The sequence below is a fragment of the Pandoraea sp. NPDC090278 genome, assembly GCF_044772185.1.
Lineage (GTDB): Bacteria > Pseudomonadota > Gammaproteobacteria > Burkholderiales > Burkholderiaceae > Pandoraea.
Genome location: NZ_JBIVYJ010000006.1, coordinates 59,666 through 76,817 on the forward strand (window position 1 = coordinate 59,666; position 17,152 = coordinate 76,817).

The following is a 17,152-nucleotide window of genomic DNA, read 5'->3' on the forward strand; positions in this document are numbered from 1 at the left end:
GACATGGCGGGTGTCTCGTCGGAGACAGAGCGGTCGGAGAGGTTTGAGATGGCGGCGTCCATGCGCAGATGATCCGGCATCGAACACCACCAGAACAGATACAGATTTGCTGATTCGGGATCGTAACAGATTGACTCACGCCCATCTGTTACGGGCGAAACAGCGTGACTGTGTGCCTACCGGGGCGGCGGTGCGGCCGATACGCTGTAGTCGTCTGTTCACTGCACCGGAGTCCATCATGGCCAAGCCTTCTTCCGCACATCAAACGCCCCAGCCTACCGACGTCTCGCTCGCGCCAGGCCAGTCGTTCCACGGGTACGTGAGCCAGGGCACGGTGCTTCACGTCGGGCAAGGACGCGTGGTACTCACGCCCGCATCGCGCTGGCTGGCCGATAGTGCCTGGCGCACCGACGTCTCGCTGACCGCCGGTCACGTCTATGTGACGGAGACTGGCGGCTGGATCACGCTCGCGAGCGACGTCGGCGCACGTGTCGCGTGCAGGGAGGAAGTGGCGGCGTCACCGTCCAGCGTTGCGCCGGGACGGCAGTTGGCAGGACGTCTCGAACGCCTGTTCTGGCGGTTTGGCCTCCATTTCCGGTAAGCCCACGGCTCAAGACCGCAGAACGGCGGCTCAGGCCGGTAACAGTTTCTCGATGTCGGCGCGGATCGCTTCGGGCTTGGCGGTCGGCGCGTAGCGCGCGATCACATTGCCCGACGCGTCGACGAGAAACTTGGTGAAATTCCACTTGATCGCCTTCGTTCCGAGCACGCCGCGCTTTTCCTTCGTCAGAAAGTCGTAGAGCGGCGCGGCGGCGGGGCCTTTCACGTCGACCTTGGCGAACATCGGAAAGCTCACGTGAAAGCGCAGATCGCAGAAGCTGCGAATCGCCTGGGCGTCGCCGGGCTCCTGTTTGCCGAACTGGTTGCACGGGAACGCCAGCACCTCGAAGCCGCGCGGGCCGAGTTGCTCGTAGAGCGTCTGAAGACCGGCGTACTGCGGCGTGAAGCCGCATTCGCTGGCCGTATTCACGATCAGCAGGACCTTGCCGCGATATTGCGACAGGCTCACGGACTCGCCGGCAAGCGTCTGGACGGAAAAATCGTACACGCGCTGCGGTTGGGCGCTCATCGGCGTCTCCCTTTGGATGTTGGCACCGCGCAGTCTGCCACAACGCCGGTCCGGCGGGCGCTCCGCGCACCTCCCCCGCGCTTTTGTCGGACATCCGCCACGGGTAGCACCTAGTTATTTGCCGGGTAGCACCTCGGGTGCGTGCACGGCTATAATCGTTCGCTCAACCCCGATCCCGCCGATCCTGCCGAAGAATCTGCCGAACCCGCCGAACCAGTCTTATGTCGACCATCGCAGCACATCTCGACGACGTCCTCTCCCGGATTTCCCGCGCGACCGCCGATGCCGGACGACCGGCAGGCAGCGTGCGTCTGCTCGCTGTCTCCAAGACTTTCGGTGCGGACGCCGTGCGCGAAGCGGTCATCGCCGGTCAGCGGGCGTTCGGTGAGAACTACGTGCAGGAAGCCCTCGACAAGATCGCGGCGACGTCCAGCGAGCGCGTCGACGGCGAACCGCTGGAATGGCATTTCATCGGGCCGCTGCAAAGCAACAAGACGCGTCCGGTGGCAGAGCATTTCGACTGGGTCCATTCCGTCGACCGGCTTAAGATTGCAGAACGCCTGAGTGCGCAACGCCCGACGGATCTGCCGCCATTGCAGGTCTGTCTTCAGGTCAACATCAGCGGCGAAGCGAGCAAGAGCGGTGTGACGCCCGACGAGGTGCCCGCTGTCGCGCGCGCCATCGCGGCGCTGCCGAATCTGACACTGCGCGGCCTGATGGCGATTCCGGAACCGGAGGACGATCCGTCGCGTCAGCGCGAGCCGTTCAAGGCGGTGCGCGAGCTCTTCGACACCCTGCGCGCAGACGGTCTGGCGCTCGACACGCTCTCGATGGGCATGTCAGGAGACCTCGAAGCGGCCGTGGCCGAGGGTGCGACAATGGTGCGCATCGGCACCGCGATTTTCGGCGCACGCGATTACGGCTCAAGAGCCTGATCGCGCGGCGCGAACACAGCAGCAACGTAATACACGCAACGACATACGCAACGCAAAGGATGGTTATGAGAATTGCATTCATCGGCGGCGGCAACATGGCCAATGCCCTGATCGGCGGACTCGTCAAGCGCGGCACGGCACCGCGCGACATTCTCGCGATCGACGTCAACGAATCGACCCGTGAGGGTCTGGTCAAGCAACACGGCATCGACACCGCCAGCGCGCCGAATGACCGTCTGCGCGACTTCGACACGCTCGTACTGGCCGTCAAGCCGCAGGTGCTCAAGGATGTTGCGCAAGCGCTTCAGCCGCATCTGAACGGCCAGTTGGTCATCAGCATCGCAGCGGGCATCCGCGCGTCCGATCTGGCCCGCTGGCTCGGCGGCCACAACCAGATCGTGCGCTGCATGCCGAACACGCCTGCGCTGATCGGTAAAGGCATCACCGGTCTGATCGCACTCTCGGGCGTGGATTCGGATCAGCGCAAGCGCGCGGAAAGCGTGTTGAGCGCCGCCGGTGAAATCGTGTGGGTCGACAAGGAAAGCCAGCTCGACGCCGTCACCGCCATCTCCGGCAGCGGCCCGGCCTACGTGTTCTATTTCATCGAAGCACTGGAGCAAGCGGCGCACGACCTGGGCTTCACGCCCGAGCAAGGTCGTCAGCTCGCCATCGCGACGTTCACGGGCGCGTCGCAACTCGCGGCCGACTCCACCGAACCGGCCAGCGTGCTGCGTGAGCGCGTGACGTCCAAGGGCGGCACGACCTTCGCAGCGCTCACCTCGTTCGAGAACGACGCGATCAAGGCCGCCATCGTGCGCGGCGTGAAGGCCGCCAACGCCCGCGCCAAAGAACTAGGCGACGAACTGGGCGATGCCTAAGCAGGATCGACACGCCGGGATCGCACAACGCGATACCGGCGTGAGCGTTTTCTAGAAGTCTTCGGCTTGGGACGACGGCCACACTGCCAGCGTCATAACGTCATGCCGAAGGCCAATGCCTCACTTTCGACAGACGCCGGACGACACGTTTGAGACGTCCGTACCGTCCCCACGCCGCAAATTCCTCACCGGGGCGACGGCCATCTCCGCCGCGCTTACCGCATCTCCGTTGACGCTGCACGCCAGCGCGCCCCGCTCCGCCAGCGCCTCCCTCGCTTGCACGCCGTCGACCTACGACATCGATACGTCGATCGCTTCGCCCAATCGAGCACCACGCATCCGTACGCTGGTGCTGCACTACACCGCAGTGAATCTGGCCCGGGCGCTGGAAATCCTGACCGACCCCAATCGAAGGGTCGCCGTGAGTTCGCATTACCTTGTCCCGGACGCCGCCGGTGAAGGCGGTCGCTTTACCATCTTCAATCTCGTCCCGGAATCGCATCTCGCTCACCACGCGGGGATGAGTTGGTGGCTGGGCGAGCGCCTGCTAAATGGTTCGTCCATCGGCTTGGAGATCGTGAATCTGGGGTTCCCGGCAAGCGACAACAGAGTGCCGCTCATGCAGCGGCAATGGTACGAATATCCGGAGGCGCAGGTTGCCGTCGTCGCGCAACTGGTCATGGATATCGCGCGACGTCACCGGATCGCACCGAACCGGATCGTCGGCCACGCCGACATTGCCCCGGGACGCAAGACCGACCCCGGTCCGCTTTTTCCGTGGAAAGAACTGCATGTGAAGTACAACATCGGCGCGTGGCCGGATGCTGGCACCGTGGACTGGTATGTGACACACCGACCGTACGACGGAGACATTGCCGCACTACAGGCCAAGTTGCGAGACTATGGCTACGACACGCCGCAAACCGGCGAGCTGGACACGGCAACCCGCAATGTCATCGAATCGTTTCAGATGCATTTCTGCGCATCGGAACGTTACGATGGAGAACCCGATCCGCCGACGGTCGCGGTTCTCGACGCCCTACTGGAGAAGTACCTGAACCGGCCCAGGCCGTCCGATGCAGATGGACGCGGAACCGCGTAAGTGCGAAAAGAGAGCACGAAAACTGAACGAGACACGAAAACGGCGCATCACGCGCCGTCTTCGTTCATGTGCGGCCTGACTGCCCTACGCCGTCAGCAGGTAGTGCCCGGCGATCCCGGCAAAGACTGCCGCACCGAGCCAGTTGTTGTGACGGAACGCGGCGAAGCAAGGCATGCGCTCGCGGCCACGGATGAGGAAGTAGTGATAGATGGCGAAGCTGACAGCCACCGCCATGCCCAGCCAGAACGGCCAGCCAAAGCCGAGGTACACGCCCACGCCCGCCTGAATGCCCAGCGCACCTACGTAGCAGAGCATGACGGCGATCACGTCGAAGCGTCCGAACGTGATGGCCGACGTCTTGATGCCGATCTTCAGGTCGTCGTCGCGATCGACCATCGCATATTCCGTGTCGTAAGCGAGCGACCAGAACACGTTCGAGAGCAGCAGCACCCATGCGAGTACCGGCACCTGATCCTGCACGGCAGCGAATGCCATCGGAATGCCGAAACCGAACGCTACGCCGAGATAGGCCTGCGGCAAAGCGAAAAAGCGTTTGGTGTACGGGTACGTGCCCGCCACGAACAATGCCGGAATCGACATCCACTTGGTCAGCGCGTTAAGCGGCAGGATCAGCAGGAAGCTCACGAGCGCGAGCGTAGCGGCCACGGCGACCGCTTCCCAGGCGCGAATGCGTCCCGACGTGATGGGACGCTCTTTCGTGCGTTTGACGAACTTGTCGAAGTCGCGGTCGGCGTAATCGTTGATGGCGCAACCCGCCGAGCGCATCAGAAACGTGCCGAGCGTGAAGATCACGATCAGCAACGGGTCGGGATGTCCGTTCGACGCGATCCACAGGGCGCACAGCGTCGGCCACAGCAGCAGCACGGTGCCGATCGGCTTGTCGAGACGAACGAGTCGGAAATACAGCGGAAGACGTTGAGCGAGCAACATGGGCGGGCGTCACACAGGAAGACTTGTGGCGCTATTGTAGGCTACGGGCCGGAGGCTCGCCAATTGGCGTTCCGGCCCCTGCGATTCGTTCGGGTGGCGCCCGTTGCCCCGGAACGTTACCAGATCCAGAACATCAGCAGCCAGAGCCAGTTGACGAGCGCGAGCGCCGCCACGATACCGGCCATGCCCGCCAGACGTCGCACCATCGACGTCGCATGACGGCCCGTCACGCGCCAGCCCAGCCACAAGCTCCACAACGTGGTCACGGCGAGGATGGTGGCGCGCACGTCGTTCGCCCAGTAGATCGGCAGGTGTTCGGCACGCAGCAGGCTGACCGTCGTCGCCGACAACCCGATGAACACGCCCGCACCGGCAATCGGGATCAGCGACTGCACCAGATGATTGAAACGCGACGTCTGCCACGTCCCCATCGCCCGGTTCGCAATCGCGAAAATCAGCGTGAACGCCAGCCCCAGCACGAGACCGTTGCCGAGAATATAGGTCACGACCATGCCACCGTCGAGCCAGCTGAAAACGTCGCTCTGTTCCGGGTAATTGGTGAAGACGAACCACGGCGCATTCGTCTCGAACGGCCACATGATGCCGCGGTCGATAAGCCACGTCGCCAGTTCCGTCTTGGTCGCGACGAACCACGGGTTCACCGTCCAGTGGAATGCGCCGATGGCCACACCCAGCAGACCGAAGTTGACGAGCACGCTATCCCAGATGCTGTTGTTCTCCGTCGCGCCGTACTTCACGATCTCTTCGCTGGGCGAGCGGCCCGTGAGTTCGATGGCGTCGCGATGCCCGGCGCAGCGGCCGCACATATGGCATTGCGCGCCGCCCTTCATATTGCGCAGCGGCACGAGTGGCGCGCAATTGATCGGGATGATCTTGTGACCCTTGGTGTTGTACGACTGACGCCAGGCGTCTTCGTTGACCTTGAAGTGGAACGGCGCAAGACGCGCCAGCAGTGCGAACACGCCGTTGACCGGGCACAGGTATTTGCACCACACACGCTTGTCGCGTCCGTAGAAATAACCGATCACCATCGCGCCGATGGTCGAGCCACCCAGCACCAGCAGCACCGCCTTCGGATACTGGTAGACGCTGACCATCTGGCCATACAGCGTGGTCCCGGCGAAGGCGACGAACGGCCAGCCGCCCCAGCGCATCCAGCGCGGGATCGCGCGCCCCCGGCCATGTCGGCTTGCGAATTCGGAGAGTGTGCCTTCCGGACACAGAACACCGCACCACACGCGCCCCATCAGCACCATGCTCAGCAGCACGAACGGCCACCAGATGCCCCAGAAGGTGAACTGCGCGAAAACGGTGAGGTTGTTGAGGATGTGCGCCGTCTCGTCCGGCAATGGCATGAGGACAGGTACGCAGATCAGGAACGCATAAACCAACACGATGACCCACTGCACGCCGCGTATCAACTTACCGTGGCGTTGCATCAAAAGGCCCAGTCGGGCCAGTCGGTTCGGGACAGTGATGGCGATGCTCATGCGTAGCTCTTGCTCGGGTCTTGCGTCGGGGGATTACCTTTGCGGAATGACGGATCTCATGTACGGCGCGTCCGTTCAGTCCGGTGCTGCTTTAATGTGCGCTCACGTGCACTCACGTGCATCACCGGGCGGAATCGCCACCCGGCGTGCACCACCCGCTTACGCGGGCTTCACCTGCTTGGCCGGCGGAGCGCCTGCTCGCTTGAGCAGCACCCACATGAACAGCCAATACACCGCATACACCAACAGATTCATGCCGGACGGATGCGCACGGTAGCCGGTCAGTGTAGCCACGAGGCTGCCGAACGGGCTGGCGTCATCCAGAATCGCGGAAGTATCCCACAGTTGGTCGACCAACGTCGGCACAAGCTCCAGCGAGATCAGGCGATCGAGCCCCGACTCCAGCAAACCGGCTGCGAGGAACAGCAGCATGATTTCGGTGACGCGGAAGAACAGACGCCACGAAAAGATCTTGCCGCCCAGTTGCAGCAACCAGAACGTGACGAGCGCCAGCGCGAAGCCAATGACCACAGCGAGCCACATCGACATCGGCACGCTGCCGCCCTGGCCGAAGCCCAGACCGTACAGGAAGATGGCGGTTTCGCTGCCTTCGCGGGCAATGGCCAGCGCGACCAGCACCAGCACGCCCCACCATGTGCCCTGATCGTGATTCTTCTGTAGCGACGATTCCATGTCGCGCTTGAGCGTTCGCCCGTTGCGCTTCATCCAGAAGACCATCTGCACGATCAGCACGCAGGCCACGAGCACCATAGCGGTCTGGAAGTAATCTTGCGCGTCACCCGAGAGCACTTCGGTGAAGCCGACGAGCGCGGCGCCCAGACCGACCGCTGCGGCGATACCGAGCACGACCCCCGCCCACAGATAGGGCAGGCCGCGCTTCGCACCGTGATCCGGGTTGGCCAGCCAGGCATGCAGAATGCCGACCACCAACAATGCCTCGACGCTTTCGCGCCAGACGATGAACATGACCTGACCCATCGTGTGATTCCTTTTGTAATGCGTGTACTACCGTGTGACTGAAACGACGACGTCCGGCTTACTTGGCGACGATCACGCCTTGCGCCTGCTGATGGAAGTCATCGAAAAACTTGTACTCGCCCGGTTGCAACGGGGCGATCACGACGAACGACTGCGCGCCGGGTGCGAGCACCTTTTCCTTGCGCAGTTGCAGACTTTCAAACTCGACGGCATTCGTTCCGGTGTTGTGCACCTCGATCTTGATGCGCTTGCCAGCGGGCACTTCGATACGTGCCGGATTGAGTTTGCCGTTGTTCATTTCCAGCTTGAAGGTGGGCAGGTCGTCGGCACGCGCGGTCTGCGCTACGCCCAATCCGAACAAGGTCACCACCACGGCCGCCATCGTGGCCAACAGGCGCGCGATGCGCTGATTCATCCTTCTGCTCCAAATGAAAACAGCGCTGGTCGGCTGACCAACGCTGCATCAGGTTATCCCGGCTTAGTAGCCGCCCTTCTTGCCGACGCCCGCAAATGCGAAATCGACGACCTTCGTAATCGGCTTGAACCACGGACCCACGCCGGTTTCCTTGTCGACGTGACGGCCGAAGCACCACGGGCCCATGCCGCCATGTGCTGCGTGCGCACCGGCTGCGGGCGTGCCGCCCATCTTGCAACCGAACTCTTGAAGCGTGCCCGGTGCGTTTACGACCATCGTCAGTTGATACTTGCCCGGGCCGGCCAGCTTCACGTTGTCGCCATAGTGCGGACCGTCGCTCGCGACCATCGGCATCATCAGACCTTCGACCGCTGCGCCGTCCGGCGTCTTGCCGTCCGACTTCATCTTCTGAAGCTTGTACGTGATTTCCAGACCCGGAATCCAGTCGCCTTCGGCGTAACCGTTCGGGTTGTTCTTGATCGCGTGAATATCGGCTTCCAGGTGGATGTCCGACTTCGCGGCGTCGCGCATCATGCCCGCCGGTTCCATCGTGATCGGCTGGAGGTACACGGTGTTAATTTCCATGCCCGCTGTATTGAGCGGTTTGCCGATCGGGAATTCGGCGGCCTGAGCCATAGTGGCCGCACCGGCAAGCAGCACCGCTGCCACGAGGGATTTCACGCGCATACACACTCCAATGTTTTGTCGAGAAGTTAATGCAAACAATTCTCAATAAGTTTAGCACTATCGCCACAGGCAGACAAACCGGCGTTGTCAATGAAACTCGGGGAGAAACGGGAAAAATGCGGGAATTTTGAGGGTTGCATGAGCCCCGGTGGGGGTGCCCGGCAATTCTTAGTATCCGGTTACGGAAAATTACCTAATGCCCGGTGACGCGCCATGACAACGTCGATCTGCCACGCGGCCGACACCATAACCGTCGTTTGTTAGTAAAGAATTAGGGACGGAGGCCTTTCAGGGCAGCACACCACCCCGGTCGATCTTGCGCGCAAGCACCACCGACGTGGTGGTCCGGGTTACGCCGTCGATCTCGCCAATGATGTCGAGCAAGGCGTCGAGCTGATCGGCCGACGCGGCGTGCAGCCACGCCACGTAGTCGAACTCGCCGCTCACGGAACACAGCAGATGGATCTCGGGCATCTTGTTCAGACGTCGCAACACATCGCGCCCCGAGCGCGGTTGGACACTGATGCTCACGCAGGCTTGCAGCCCGCCGCCGATGGCGTCCTGCCCCAGCCGCACCGTGTAACCGGCGATGACGCCCGCCTGCTCCAGCCGCCCGAGCCGGGCAACCACAGTGGTGCGCGCCACGCCGAGACGTCGCGCCAGATTCGCCGTGCTCTCGCGGGCGTTCACCCGCAGCAGCGCGAGCAGATTGCGGTCGAGTTCGTCGAGGGCCGTCGCGGAGAGCGTCATCGACCCTCACCGGAATGGGGGCTGCTGGGCGGCACAAGCAGTTTTCGGTCTGTCATGGTCGTCATATCGGGCAGAACGGATGCGAGATTATAGAGCGACCGCGCCGCGCAATGCGGTAACGATGCGGCCGACCAATGGCCTCCTAAGAGATACGATGACAAGGGTTTCCGCGCGCCCGCCGTCAACCCGACGTTGAGGGCACTTCACGCAACCTGCGATGCCCCGCCACACCGTAGAAAACTGCCTTTAACCCTTGTCCTATAAAGGCGATAGCCAAGGGTATCCCCCCAAGGGATGGCTATTGACAACGCCGATGGGCGATGCGCAAAATCACATCACTTATATGACGACGTACAAGAAAGACCCACCACAGCTGCTGCGGATGCCATAACCGCAACGATGGCTGCCTGGCGCGTCGGCCCCGAACGTCACCGGAGACAGGCGTTTGCCATGCATTTTTCGTTGAATTTCGCCCCGCTGGTTCCTTACTGGCCGGTTTTCCTTGAAGGCGCGTGGCTCACGCTGAAGATGACTGTCTTCTCAGTCGTGATCGGCACCGTGCTGGGCACGCTGGTCGCTTTCGCCAAACGCAGTCCCAACCGTCTGCTGTCGCGCGTGTGCGGCATCTACATCGAGTCGGTCCGCAACACGCCGTTCCTCGTTCAGATCTTCCTGCTGTACTTCGGTCTCGCCAGCATCGGCGTGCACTTGCCGACATTCACGGCGTCGGTGCTCGCCATGGTGATCAACATCGGCGCTTATGCGGCCGAGATCATTCGCGCCGGTCTCGAATCGGTGCCGCGCGGTCAGATCGAAGCGGCCGAGTGTCTGGGACTTTCGAAGTGGCGCATTGCGTGGCACGTGATGCTTCAGCCGTCGATCGAGAAGGTATACCCGTCGCTCACGACCCAGTTCATTCTGATGATGCAGGCGTCGGCCATTGCGTCGCAGATCTCCGCCGAAGAACTCACCGCCGTGGCTAACACGGTGCAATCGGACACGTTCCGCTCGCTCGAGACGTACATCGTCGTGGCTGCGCTCTATCTGGCGCTGTCGCTGCTCGTGAAGCTCGTGGCGTGGGCTGCGGGCGAGTACTTCTTCAAGCGCCGCCGCACCGTGCGACGCGCCGCCGCGCAAACTGCTCAGGCCGCACGTCGCCGCGCTGCCGCGTCACGCGCGGCGGGCGCTGCCAGCACAGCTCAGAACGCCTCCGGTACGTCGGCGGGCAACACCGCGCAACGGAGCGCTTCATGATCGGCAATTTCTCGCTCACCTATCTCGGGTACATGGTGCAGTCCATCGGCTGGACGCTGGTGCTTTCTGCCCTGGCCTTCGTGCTCGGCATGGCCGGTGGTTTTCTGGTGATGCTCGGACGCATCTCGCCGCGCCGCTGGCTGCGTTTTCCCACGCAAGTGTTCATCGAAGCGATTCAGGGCATTCCGCTGCTGATTCTGCTGTTCATCGTCTACTTCGGTCTGTCGGTGTACGGCTTCGAGCTGCCCTCGATCGTGGCCGCCGCCCTCGCGCTGATGGTCTACACGAGCGCTTATCTGGGCGACATCTGGCGCGGTTGCGTCGAAGCCATGCCGCGTGCGCAATGGGAAGCGGCGGAATGCCTGTCGTTCACCCGCTGGCAGACGCTGCGTCTCGTGATCATTCCGCAAGCGGTGCGTCTGTCGCTGCCGCCGACCATCGGATTTCTGGTGCAGATCATCAAGATGACGTCGCTCGCCTCGGTCATCGGCTTCGTCGAGCTGACCCGCGCAGGACAGATCATCAACAACTCGATTTTCCAGCCCTTCCTCGTGTTCTCGCTGGTGGGGGTGTTTTATTTCGTGCTGTGCTACCCACTCTCCCGCTGGAGCGCATCACTGGAGGACAGGCTCAATGTCGGCAATCGTTAAGGTCAATGAAATTCACAAGCGCTTCGGCGACAACCCGGTGCTCAAGGGCGTATCGTTCGAAGTAGAGCGCGGTCAGATGGTCGCCATCATCGGCGCCAGCGGCTCGGGCAAAAGTACGGCCTTGCGTTGTATCGACCGTCTGGAAACCATCGACGAAGGCTCTATCGAAGTGTGCGGCATTCGCGTGGAAGATCCGTCCATCGATCTGCATCAGTTGCGTCGCGAAGTCGGCATCGTCTTTCAGAGCTACAACCTGTTTCCGCACCTGAGCGTGCGCGAGAACATCATGCTGGCGCTGCGTCATGTGAAGCGCATGGCGCGCAGCGAAGCCGAAGAAGTCGCCAAGCGTGTGCTCGCGCAAGTCGGTCTCTCGGACAAGGCCGACAGCTATCCCGAGCAACTCTCGGGCGGGCAGCAGCAACGTGTGGCGATTGCGCGCTCGCTCGCCATGTCGCCGAAGGTCATGCTGTTCGACGAAGTGACGTCCGCACTCGATCCGCAACTCACGGGCGAAGTGCTGCGCGTGATGGAAGACCTGGCGGCAGACGGCATGACGATGTTGCTCGTCACGCACGAAATGGCGTTTGCCAAGCGCGTGGCCGACCAGATCATCTACATGCATCAGGGCAAGGTCTGGGAAGTCGGCCCGGGCGAGATGCTCGACAACCCGAAGACCCCCGAACTGCGCGCGTTCCTCGCGAACGGTCTGTAAGCGGCCCACGGGAACCCGTCAGTCCATATTGCAAGACAACAATCACTCGAAGGAGACCATTGCATGAAACTCAAGACGTTCTTCACCCAGGTCTGCGCCGCCGTTGCGCTTGGCGCGATGGCCCACGCAGCGCTTGCCGATCAGCTCGACGACATCAAGAAGGCGGGCAAGATTCGCGTGGCCATCGCCATGGGAACGCCGCTTTACTCGTACGCCGACGCCAATCTGAAGCCGGTCGGCTCGGACGTCGAGACGGCTGAGCTGCTCGCGAAGGACCTGGGCGTGAAGCTCGACATCGTGTCCGTGACGAACGCCGCACGCGTGCCGACGCTGCAAGCGAACCGCGCCGACCTCGTGGTGGCCGACCTGTCGATCACGCCGGAACGTGCGCAAGTCGTGGACTTCTCCGTGCCGTACGCCGTGATCTCGATCATCGTGGGTGGTCCGAAGAGCATGAACATCAAGAGCTACGCCGATCTGGACGGCAAGCGCATCGGTCTCACGCGCGCCACCGTCAACGACACGCTGACCACGGCGAACGCCAAGGGCGCGCAGATCGTGCGTTACGAAGACGACGCCACGCTGATCACGTCGATGGTGACGGGTCAGGTCGACATCTTCTCCAGCACGCCGTCGAACCTCGGCGAAATGCAGAAGCGCGCACCGGCGAAGAACCTCGAACTGAAGTTCGCACAGAAGGAATTCGATCTGGGTATCGCGCTGAACAAGAACCAACCGGCGCTCAAGGACTGGGTTAACAACTGGGTCAAGACCAATCTGAAGAACGGTAAGCTCAACGAGATCTACAAGAAGTACCACGGCCGCGATCTGCCGGACAGCGTGACCAAGGGCGCGGTTTAAGGCTCACGGCACACGTCACATTCGCAACACTGTCGGGCCGATAGCGCATTGCGACGGGCCGTCCTTGCCTCGGCAGGGACGGCCCTTTTCATTTCTGGTACGGGTTCATCGCGCGTTCATGAGACCATCGAGGGCGAGTCCGGCAGCTCACCGCTGCCACCTTTGCGCCCCTTGCGCACGGCACGACCGATGGCGAGCATGCGCCCGAGGAAGATGCCACTGAACGTGCCATACGTCAGACAGACCCACGCCGCGAAGCCGCCGTGCTTCATCAGATCAGGGTGAATCGCCACCGCGACCGCCACCGTGAACTTCGCCACAAAGATCGAGAGTATCCACACAAGCGGCAGCCAGCTACCCGGCAAGTGCACGCGACGCGATGCCGGGTCCCAGCGAACGTTGCCCCACCATCCCAGCGCGGCACGCAGCGCGACAGTGACCACCACGGCGCTGCACCATGCGATTAGCGCAGGAACATTTGTCGCGAAGGTGCTGACGACGCCGAAAATCGAGAACGCGGTCATGGCGAGCGGCATGGTCAGCGCTTGCCAGACCGTCTTTTGACGTGGCCGCGTTGCCAACAAGCCCACCGCGATCAGCGCGACAAGGAGTCCCCAGACCCAGATCGGAACGTGCGAGAGGAAGGCGAATGACATCGGGAGACTCCACGGGACGAGAGCTGGCTGGCAGCGACGAGCGCAGCATCGCACTGCCCCGGCCGGACGGCGACGCCGCTGCGACGAGCGGCGGACCGCTGTCGCGAACGGTCGGCTTTGTGGCGCGAATGATCGCCGGTCGCTGGCGACTCGCGCGACGCGATGCCGCACCGCGCCCCTTTTGATTCACTGGCAGCAGTTCAAGGAAAGGGGTAAGTTAGCGGCTTGCTTTCGTCACCGCTTTCGTCCTTCTTTCACCTGACTCGACCCAATGACCGCGCACGCTTGCCGCCCCGCCCTATTGCTCTCGTTCGCCGCACGCCTGCGCGTCGGTCTCTTCGCGCTGACGCTGGCCGCCGTCACGGCGCCCGCCATCGCGGCAGGAGATATCGAAGCGGGCAAGGCGCTGTTTGCTTCGCGTTGCGCGTCGTGTCATTCGGTCGGCCCGATGGCAGCCTCGGGCTTCGGCCCGCAACTCAACGGGTTGGCCGCGCGTCGCGCGGGCAGTCTCGCGGACTTCGATTACTCGAAAGAGATGAAGCAATCCGGCCTCGTGTGGGACGACAAGACCCTTGCCGCCTTCATCGCCAATCCCGGGAAGACCGTGCCCGGCACCAAGATGCGCTTCTGGGGGATCGGCAACGAACGCAAGGTCGCCGATCTGATTGCGTATCTCCACACGTTCAAATGACGGGGACGCCGAACGTCGCGTCAGGCTTCGGCGAAACTCACCCCTGCCCGTTCGAGCATGTGCTGATTGCGTGAAGAAAGATTGACGAAACGCAGGTTCCGCCCTGCTTTTCTGTACCGTTCACGCAGCGTCTCGAACGCTACGATAGCCGAGTGATCGGCCACGTGCAGATGGCGGCAATCGACCACGACGTCATGCACATCCGACAGCGGTCGGAACAGATCCTGAAAATTGGCCGTCGACGCGAAGAACAGCGTGCCGTGCAAGACGTACGTGCGTGCATCGGCACCTTCAACACCGTCCACCCCGTCCACGACCTCGGCGCGAATCTCGCGCGCATGCTGCCAGGCGAAGTTCAGCGCCGCGATCACGATGCCGCACATCACCGCCACCGCCAGATCGGTGAAGACGGTGATGACCGTCACCGCGACGATCACCAGCGCGTCGTTGCGCGGCACCTTGCCCAGCACGCGCAGCGATCCCCACGCGAAAGTCTGCTGCGCGACGACGAACATCACACCAACGAGCGCCGCAAGCGGAATTCGCTCGATGAGCGGCGACAGGAACAACACGAACAGCAGGATCATGAAGCCTGCGGTCGCCCCCGAGACACGGGTGCGTCCGCCTGAGCTGAGGTTGATCATCGTCTGCCCGATCATCGCGCAGCCGCCCATGCCCCCGAACATCCCCGAGACGACGTTCGACACGCCGAGTGCGAGGCATTCGCGATTGGGGCGTCCGCGCGTCTGCGTGATGTCATCGGTAAGGTTGAACGTCAGCAGCGTCTCCAACAGGCCCACGATGGCCATCAGCAATGCATACGGGAAGACGATGCGAAGCGTCTCCAGCGTGAACGGCACTTGCGGCAGATGCAGCGTCGGAAAGGCGCCTGCGATGTGGGCCATGTCGCCGAGCGTGCGTGTCGGCAGGTTCAGCAGTTGGCTGAGCAATCCGACGCCGACGATAGCCACGAGCGCGGGCGGCACCGCCTTCGTGAGGCGGGGCAACACGTAGACGATCAGCATTGTCAGCGCGACCAGCGCACACATGATCGCGAGCGGTGTGCCGTGCAACCACACGGTGCCTTGCGGCGTCGCCTGCTTGAAGTGTTCGAGCTGCGCCATGGCGATGATGATCGCGAGTCCGTTGACGAAGCCGATCATCACCGGGTGCGGCACCATGCGAATCAGCTTGCCGAGCCGCAGCAGGCCGAACAGCATCATCAGCAACCCACCGAGCACCACGGTCGCGAGCAGGTACTGCACGCCGTGCTCGACCACGAGTGCAACGATCACCACGGCCATCGAACCGGCCGCACCGGAGATCATGCCGGGACGTCCGCCGAAGATCGCAGTGAGGGCGCAGATGATGAATGCACCGTAAAGGCCCATCAGCGGGTTGACTTGAGCGACCAGCGCGAAGGCGATGCACTCGGGCACTAACGCAAAGGCGGTGGTAAGCCCGGCAAGCACGTTACCGGGGAGGTTCGGGAGCCACTGTTCCCGAAGCGATTGAGACTTCATGAATGACGTTGAAGCGGAGATGCAGCGAATTGCAGCGGAGGCGCATTTTACCAGCCGGGCGGTTTTCGCCTTGATCGACACGTCGGACGAAGCCTTTGAAGCGCACTTGTATTTATCTCAGTTTCGCCGCAAGGCCGTAACTCGGATACTTCATTCAACGGCTCACGCAACACCGCAACGAGCCCCACCCAAGGAGAAACACCATGCCGATCATCCCGCTGCTCATCGAAGGTTACAGCTACGTTTCCGGTCTGCTCTCGACCATGGGCCCGTTCTTCCACTAAGTTGCCCGCCGAGCACCATCGCACTCACCACCAACGAAATCTGAAAGGAGAAACACCATGCCCCTGCTGCCCCTGCTCGCCGAAGGCGCTCTGTACCTCGCAGGCCTCGTCTCCGCCGCATCGCCCTTCTGGCAATAACCGCTCGACGGCCAACGCAAATAAAGAAAGCCCTGACACGTCAGGGCTCTCTCTATTTGCGACGGATGAATCGCGCGCGGTTGAATACCGATCTCAGATCCGCGCGTAGTTGGCCGAAGCGAAAGTCCAGTTCAGCTTCTTCGCAATCGTCTCCGCCAGATAGTCGGGGCGGCGATTCTGGTAGTCGAGGTAATACGCGTGCTCCCAGACGTCGACTGTCAGCAGCGGCAGCTGTCCGCTGCGCGTGAACGGCGTCTCGGCATTGCCCGTCTTCACGACAGCCAGCTCGCCCTTGTCGACGACAAGCCATCCCCAGCCGCTACCGAACTGCGACGCGCTCACCGACAGCAATTGCTTCGACAGCGCTTCCGTTGAGCCGAACTTGCCGACGATGGCGCGGGCGAGGCGCTCGTCCGGCGACGTTTGCACGGGGCTGAGCGACTTCCAGTAGAAGTTGTGATTCCACGCCTGCGCAGCGTTGTTGAAAACGTCCTCCATATCCTCGCGGCCGTGCGATTTCAGAATGAGTTGTTCGAGCGTTGCGCTCGCGAGCGGCGTGTCGGCGAGTAGCTTGTGCAGATTCGTGAAGTACGCCTGATGATGCTTGCCGTAGTGAATACCGACGGTGCGCGCCGAGATCACGGGCTCCAGCGCGTCCTGCGCGTAGGGCAGATTCGGCAGCGATTGCGGCGACGCGCCCAGATAGGCGAGTAGCGCCGCCTCGTCCATCGTCTTGCCTTGCGACTTGGCGGTTTTCTGCGAAGACGTCGCAGCAAAACCAATATTCGACATGACGAGTGCGGCACCGCCGAGCGAACCGCTGGCGAGCATCTGACGGCGGGACAGGAGCGTGTTGGACATAGTCATTTCCAGTTCGTTTGGGGGGATCGAGAGCGCGGTTGCGAGCGCCGTCTCACTCACATAACGTCGGAGGGCCGCGACTTATTCCATCCATCCATTAAAAATGAGACCCTGTGGCAACCCACTGTCGGCGCGGACTTCGCACAATCCAAATAAAGTGTGAGA

Annotated in this window: 21 protein-coding genes; 11 read left to right on the top strand and 10 right to left on the bottom strand. The window is 62.3% G+C overall.

Going from position 1 to position 17,152, the window contains the following annotated elements; all coding sequences use genetic code 11:
* Window positions 1–238 precede the first annotated feature (238 nt).
* Entirely contained in the window at window positions 239–601 is a 363-nt protein-coding gene (locus ACIQWO_RS20805; protein ID WP_402828402.1) for a hypothetical protein, read from the top strand.
* 30 nt (window positions 602–631) lie between these two features.
* Here the strand turns inward: ACIQWO_RS20805 and ACIQWO_RS20810 are convergent, their stop codons facing one another.
* Window positions 632–1,129: a glutathione peroxidase gene (locus ACIQWO_RS20810; RefSeq protein WP_402828405.1), complete on the bottom strand. Its 498-nt coding sequence runs from the start codon at window positions 1,127–1,129 to the stop codon at window positions 632–634.
* A 221-nt stretch (window positions 1,130–1,350) separates the two neighbouring features.
* Here ACIQWO_RS20810 and ACIQWO_RS20815 point away from each other — a divergent pair, with 221 nt between their 5' ends.
* The 3 genes from ACIQWO_RS20815 (at window position 1,351) to ACIQWO_RS20825 (ending at window position 4,044) form a co-directional block, all read left to right on the top strand.
* On the top strand, window positions 1,351–2,064 hold the full coding sequence (locus tag ACIQWO_RS20815) for a YggS family pyridoxal phosphate-dependent enzyme (RefSeq protein WP_402828408.1): 714 nt from the start codon (window positions 1,351–1,353) through the stop codon (window positions 2,062–2,064).
* A 65-nt stretch (window positions 2,065–2,129) separates the two neighbouring features.
* On the top strand, window positions 2,130–2,942 hold the full coding sequence (gene proC, locus ACIQWO_RS20820) for a pyrroline-5-carboxylate reductase (RefSeq protein WP_402828411.1): 813 nt from the start codon (window positions 2,130–2,132) through the stop codon (window positions 2,940–2,942).
* A 115-nt stretch (window positions 2,943–3,057) separates the two neighbouring features.
* Entirely contained in the window at window positions 3,058–4,044 is a 987-nt protein-coding gene (locus ACIQWO_RS20825) for an N-acetylmuramoyl-L-alanine amidase (RefSeq protein WP_402828414.1), read from the top strand.
* An 84-nt stretch (window positions 4,045–4,128) separates the two neighbouring features.
* On the opposite strand, the gene ubiA is transcribed toward ACIQWO_RS20825, so the two are convergent.
* The 6 genes from ubiA to ACIQWO_RS20855 all read right to left on the bottom strand — a co-directional run bounded on the left by ubiA (window position 4,129) and on the right by ACIQWO_RS20855 (window position 9,357).
* The gene (gene ubiA / locus ACIQWO_RS20830; RefSeq protein WP_150664436.1) at window positions 4,129–4,995 is read right to left on the bottom strand and encodes a 4-hydroxybenzoate octaprenyltransferase; all 867 of its coding nucleotides are present in this window, start codon (window positions 4,993–4,995) and stop codon (window positions 4,129–4,131) included.
* A 116-nt stretch (window positions 4,996–5,111) separates the two neighbouring features.
* Window positions 5,112–6,506 (bottom strand): 4Fe-4S binding protein, encoded by a 1,395-nt coding sequence (locus ACIQWO_RS20835; RefSeq protein ID WP_402828418.1) that lies wholly within the window; start codon window positions 6,504–6,506, stop codon window positions 5,112–5,114.
* Window positions 6,507–6,665: 159 nt separating this feature from the next.
* Window positions 6,666–7,505, bottom strand: coding sequence for an FTR1 family protein (locus ACIQWO_RS20840; protein WP_402828421.1), 840 nt, complete (start codon window positions 7,503–7,505; stop codon window positions 6,666–6,668).
* A 58-nt stretch (window positions 7,506–7,563) separates the two neighbouring features.
* Window positions 7,564–7,887 (bottom strand): cupredoxin domain-containing protein, encoded by a 324-nt coding sequence (locus ACIQWO_RS20845; RefSeq protein WP_402829177.1) that lies wholly within the window; start codon window positions 7,885–7,887, stop codon window positions 7,564–7,566.
* Between the two features lie 96 nt (window positions 7,888–7,983).
* The gene (locus tag ACIQWO_RS20850; RefSeq protein ID WP_402828424.1) at window positions 7,984–8,607 is read right to left on the bottom strand and encodes an iron transporter; all 624 of its coding nucleotides are present in this window, start codon (window positions 8,605–8,607) and stop codon (window positions 7,984–7,986) included.
* A gap of 288 nt (window positions 8,608–8,895) precedes the next feature.
* Entirely contained in the window at window positions 8,896–9,357 is a 462-nt protein-coding gene (locus ACIQWO_RS20855) for an Lrp/AsnC family transcriptional regulator (RefSeq protein ID WP_039401071.1), read from the bottom strand.
* A 450-nt stretch (window positions 9,358–9,807) separates the two neighbouring features.
* Between ACIQWO_RS20855 and ACIQWO_RS20860 the strand changes: the two genes are divergently transcribed.
* From ACIQWO_RS20860 to ACIQWO_RS20875, 4 genes are all read left to right on the top strand, one after another.
* Complete coding sequence (locus ACIQWO_RS20860; RefSeq protein WP_402828428.1) at window positions 9,808–10,611, top strand: amino acid ABC transporter permease; 804 nt, start codon at window positions 9,808–9,810, stop codon at window positions 10,609–10,611.
* Window positions 10,608–11,261 carry an amino acid ABC transporter permease gene (locus ACIQWO_RS20865; protein WP_402828431.1) on the top strand — a complete coding sequence of 218 codons (654 nt, stop codon included), beginning with the start codon at window positions 10,608–10,610 and terminating at the stop codon, window positions 11,259–11,261. Before ACIQWO_RS20860 ends, ACIQWO_RS20865 begins: the two co-directional genes overlap by 4 nt.
* The gene (locus ACIQWO_RS20870; RefSeq protein WP_039401080.1) at window positions 11,245–11,973 is read left to right on the top strand and encodes an amino acid ABC transporter ATP-binding protein; all 729 of its coding nucleotides are present in this window, start codon (window positions 11,245–11,247) and stop codon (window positions 11,971–11,973) included. The genes ACIQWO_RS20865 and ACIQWO_RS20870 overlap by 17 nt, the downstream gene beginning before the upstream one ends.
* Before the next feature lie 63 nt (window positions 11,974–12,036).
* Complete coding sequence (locus ACIQWO_RS20875; protein ID WP_402828434.1) at window positions 12,037–12,834, top strand: transporter substrate-binding domain-containing protein; 798 nt, start codon at window positions 12,037–12,039, stop codon at window positions 12,832–12,834.
* Between the two features lie 116 nt (window positions 12,835–12,950).
* Here ACIQWO_RS20875 and ACIQWO_RS20880 read toward each other — a convergent pair whose 3' ends face one another.
* Window positions 12,951–13,490, bottom strand: coding sequence for a DUF6622 family protein (locus ACIQWO_RS20880; protein WP_402828437.1), 540 nt, complete (start codon window positions 13,488–13,490; stop codon window positions 12,951–12,953).
* Here ACIQWO_RS20880 and ACIQWO_RS20885 point away from each other — a divergent pair.
* Both ACIQWO_RS20885 and ACIQWO_RS20890 read left to right on the top strand, forming a co-directional pair.
* Window positions 13,484–13,675, top strand: coding sequence for a hypothetical protein (locus ACIQWO_RS20885; protein WP_402828440.1), 192 nt, complete (start codon window positions 13,484–13,486; stop codon window positions 13,673–13,675). The genes ACIQWO_RS20880 and ACIQWO_RS20885 overlap by 7 nt on opposite strands.
* A gap of 86 nt (window positions 13,676–13,761) precedes the next feature.
* Window positions 13,762–14,181: a c-type cytochrome gene (locus tag ACIQWO_RS20890; protein ID WP_402828443.1), complete on the top strand. Its 420-nt coding sequence runs from the start codon at window positions 13,762–13,764 to the stop codon at window positions 14,179–14,181.
* A gap of 20 nt (window positions 14,182–14,201) precedes the next feature.
* Here ACIQWO_RS20890 and ACIQWO_RS20895 read toward each other — a convergent pair whose 3' ends face one another.
* On the bottom strand, window positions 14,202–15,704 hold the full coding sequence (locus ACIQWO_RS20895; RefSeq protein ID WP_402828446.1) for a SulP family inorganic anion transporter: 1,503 nt from the start codon (window positions 15,702–15,704) through the stop codon (window positions 14,202–14,204).
* Here ACIQWO_RS20895 and ACIQWO_RS20900 point away from each other — a divergent pair.
* On the top strand, window positions 15,703–16,032 hold the full coding sequence (locus ACIQWO_RS20900) for a hypothetical protein (protein ID WP_402828449.1): 330 nt from the start codon (window positions 15,703–15,705) through the stop codon (window positions 16,030–16,032). The genes ACIQWO_RS20895 and ACIQWO_RS20900 overlap by 2 nt on opposite strands.
* Window positions 16,033–16,219: 187 nt before the next feature.
* Here ACIQWO_RS20900 and ACIQWO_RS20905 read toward each other — a convergent pair whose 3' ends face one another.
* On the bottom strand, window positions 16,220–16,855 hold the full coding sequence (locus ACIQWO_RS20905) for a superoxide dismutase (protein WP_402829179.1): 636 nt from the start codon (window positions 16,853–16,855) through the stop codon (window positions 16,220–16,222).
* Between the last annotated feature and the right edge of the window lie 297 nt (window positions 16,856–17,152).

What these genes read in the sequence shown, in the direction of transcription:
- ACIQWO_RS20805 (WP_402828402.1), top strand. Translation starts at nt 239, where the DNA reads ATGGCCAAGCCTTCTTCCGCACATCAAACGCCCCAGCCTACCGACGTC.
- ACIQWO_RS20810 (WP_402828405.1), bottom strand. Translation starts at nt 1,129, where the DNA reads ATGAGCGCCCAACCGCAGCGCGTGTACGATTTTTCCGTCCAGACGCTT.
- ACIQWO_RS20850 (WP_402828424.1), bottom strand. Translation starts at nt 8,607, where the DNA reads ATGCGCGTGAAATCCCTCGTGGCAGCGGTGCTGCTTGCCGGTGCGGCC.
- ACIQWO_RS20825 (WP_402828414.1), top strand. Translation starts at nt 3,058, where the DNA reads ATGCCTCACTTTCGACAGACGCCGGACGACACGTTTGAGACGTCCGTA.
- ACIQWO_RS20815 (WP_402828408.1), top strand. Translation starts at nt 1,351, where the DNA reads ATGTCGACCATCGCAGCACATCTCGACGACGTCCTCTCCCGGATTTCC.
- ACIQWO_RS20880 (WP_402828437.1), bottom strand. Translation starts at nt 13,490, where the DNA reads ATGTCATTCGCCTTCCTCTCGCACGTTCCGATCTGGGTCTGGGGACTC.
- ACIQWO_RS20890 (WP_402828443.1), top strand. Translation starts at nt 13,762, where the DNA reads ATGACCGCGCACGCTTGCCGCCCCGCCCTATTGCTCTCGTTCGCCGCA.
- ACIQWO_RS20855 (WP_039401071.1), bottom strand. Translation starts at nt 9,357, where the DNA reads ATGACGCTCTCCGCGACGGCCCTCGACGAACTCGACCGCAATCTGCTC.
- ACIQWO_RS20870 (WP_039401080.1), top strand. Translation starts at nt 11,245, where the DNA reads ATGTCGGCAATCGTTAAGGTCAATGAAATTCACAAGCGCTTCGGCGAC.
- ACIQWO_RS20875 (WP_402828434.1), top strand. Translation starts at nt 12,037, where the DNA reads ATGAAACTCAAGACGTTCTTCACCCAGGTCTGCGCCGCCGTTGCGCTT.
- ACIQWO_RS20895 (WP_402828446.1), bottom strand. Translation starts at nt 15,704, where the DNA reads ATGAAGTCTCAATCGCTTCGGGAACAGTGGCTCCCGAACCTCCCCGGT.
- ACIQWO_RS20860 (WP_402828428.1), top strand. Translation starts at nt 9,808, where the DNA reads ATGCATTTTTCGTTGAATTTCGCCCCGCTGGTTCCTTACTGGCCGGTT.
- ACIQWO_RS20835 (WP_402828418.1), bottom strand. Translation starts at nt 6,506, where the DNA reads ATGAGCATCGCCATCACTGTCCCGAACCGACTGGCCCGACTGGGCCTT.
- ubiA (WP_150664436.1), bottom strand. Translation starts at nt 4,995, where the DNA reads ATGTTGCTCGCTCAACGTCTTCCGCTGTATTTCCGACTCGTTCGTCTC.
- ACIQWO_RS20845 (WP_402829177.1), bottom strand. Translation starts at nt 7,887, where the DNA reads ATGGCGGCCGTGGTGGTGACCTTGTTCGGATTGGGCGTAGCGCAGACC.
- proC (WP_402828411.1), top strand. Translation starts at nt 2,130, where the DNA reads ATGAGAATTGCATTCATCGGCGGCGGCAACATGGCCAATGCCCTGATC.
- ACIQWO_RS20840 (WP_402828421.1), bottom strand. Translation starts at nt 7,505, where the DNA reads ATGGGTCAGGTCATGTTCATCGTCTGGCGCGAAAGCGTCGAGGCATTG.
- ACIQWO_RS20905 (WP_402829179.1), bottom strand. Translation starts at nt 16,855, where the DNA reads ATGGACGAGGCGGCGCTACTCGCCTATCTGGGCGCGTCGCCGCAATCG.
- ACIQWO_RS20885 (WP_402828440.1), top strand. Translation starts at nt 13,484, where the DNA reads ATGACATCGGGAGACTCCACGGGACGAGAGCTGGCTGGCAGCGACGAG.
- ACIQWO_RS20900 (WP_402828449.1), top strand. Translation starts at nt 15,703, where the DNA reads ATGAATGACGTTGAAGCGGAGATGCAGCGAATTGCAGCGGAGGCGCAT.
- ACIQWO_RS20865 (WP_402828431.1), top strand. Translation starts at nt 10,608, where the DNA reads ATGATCGGCAATTTCTCGCTCACCTATCTCGGGTACATGGTGCAGTCC.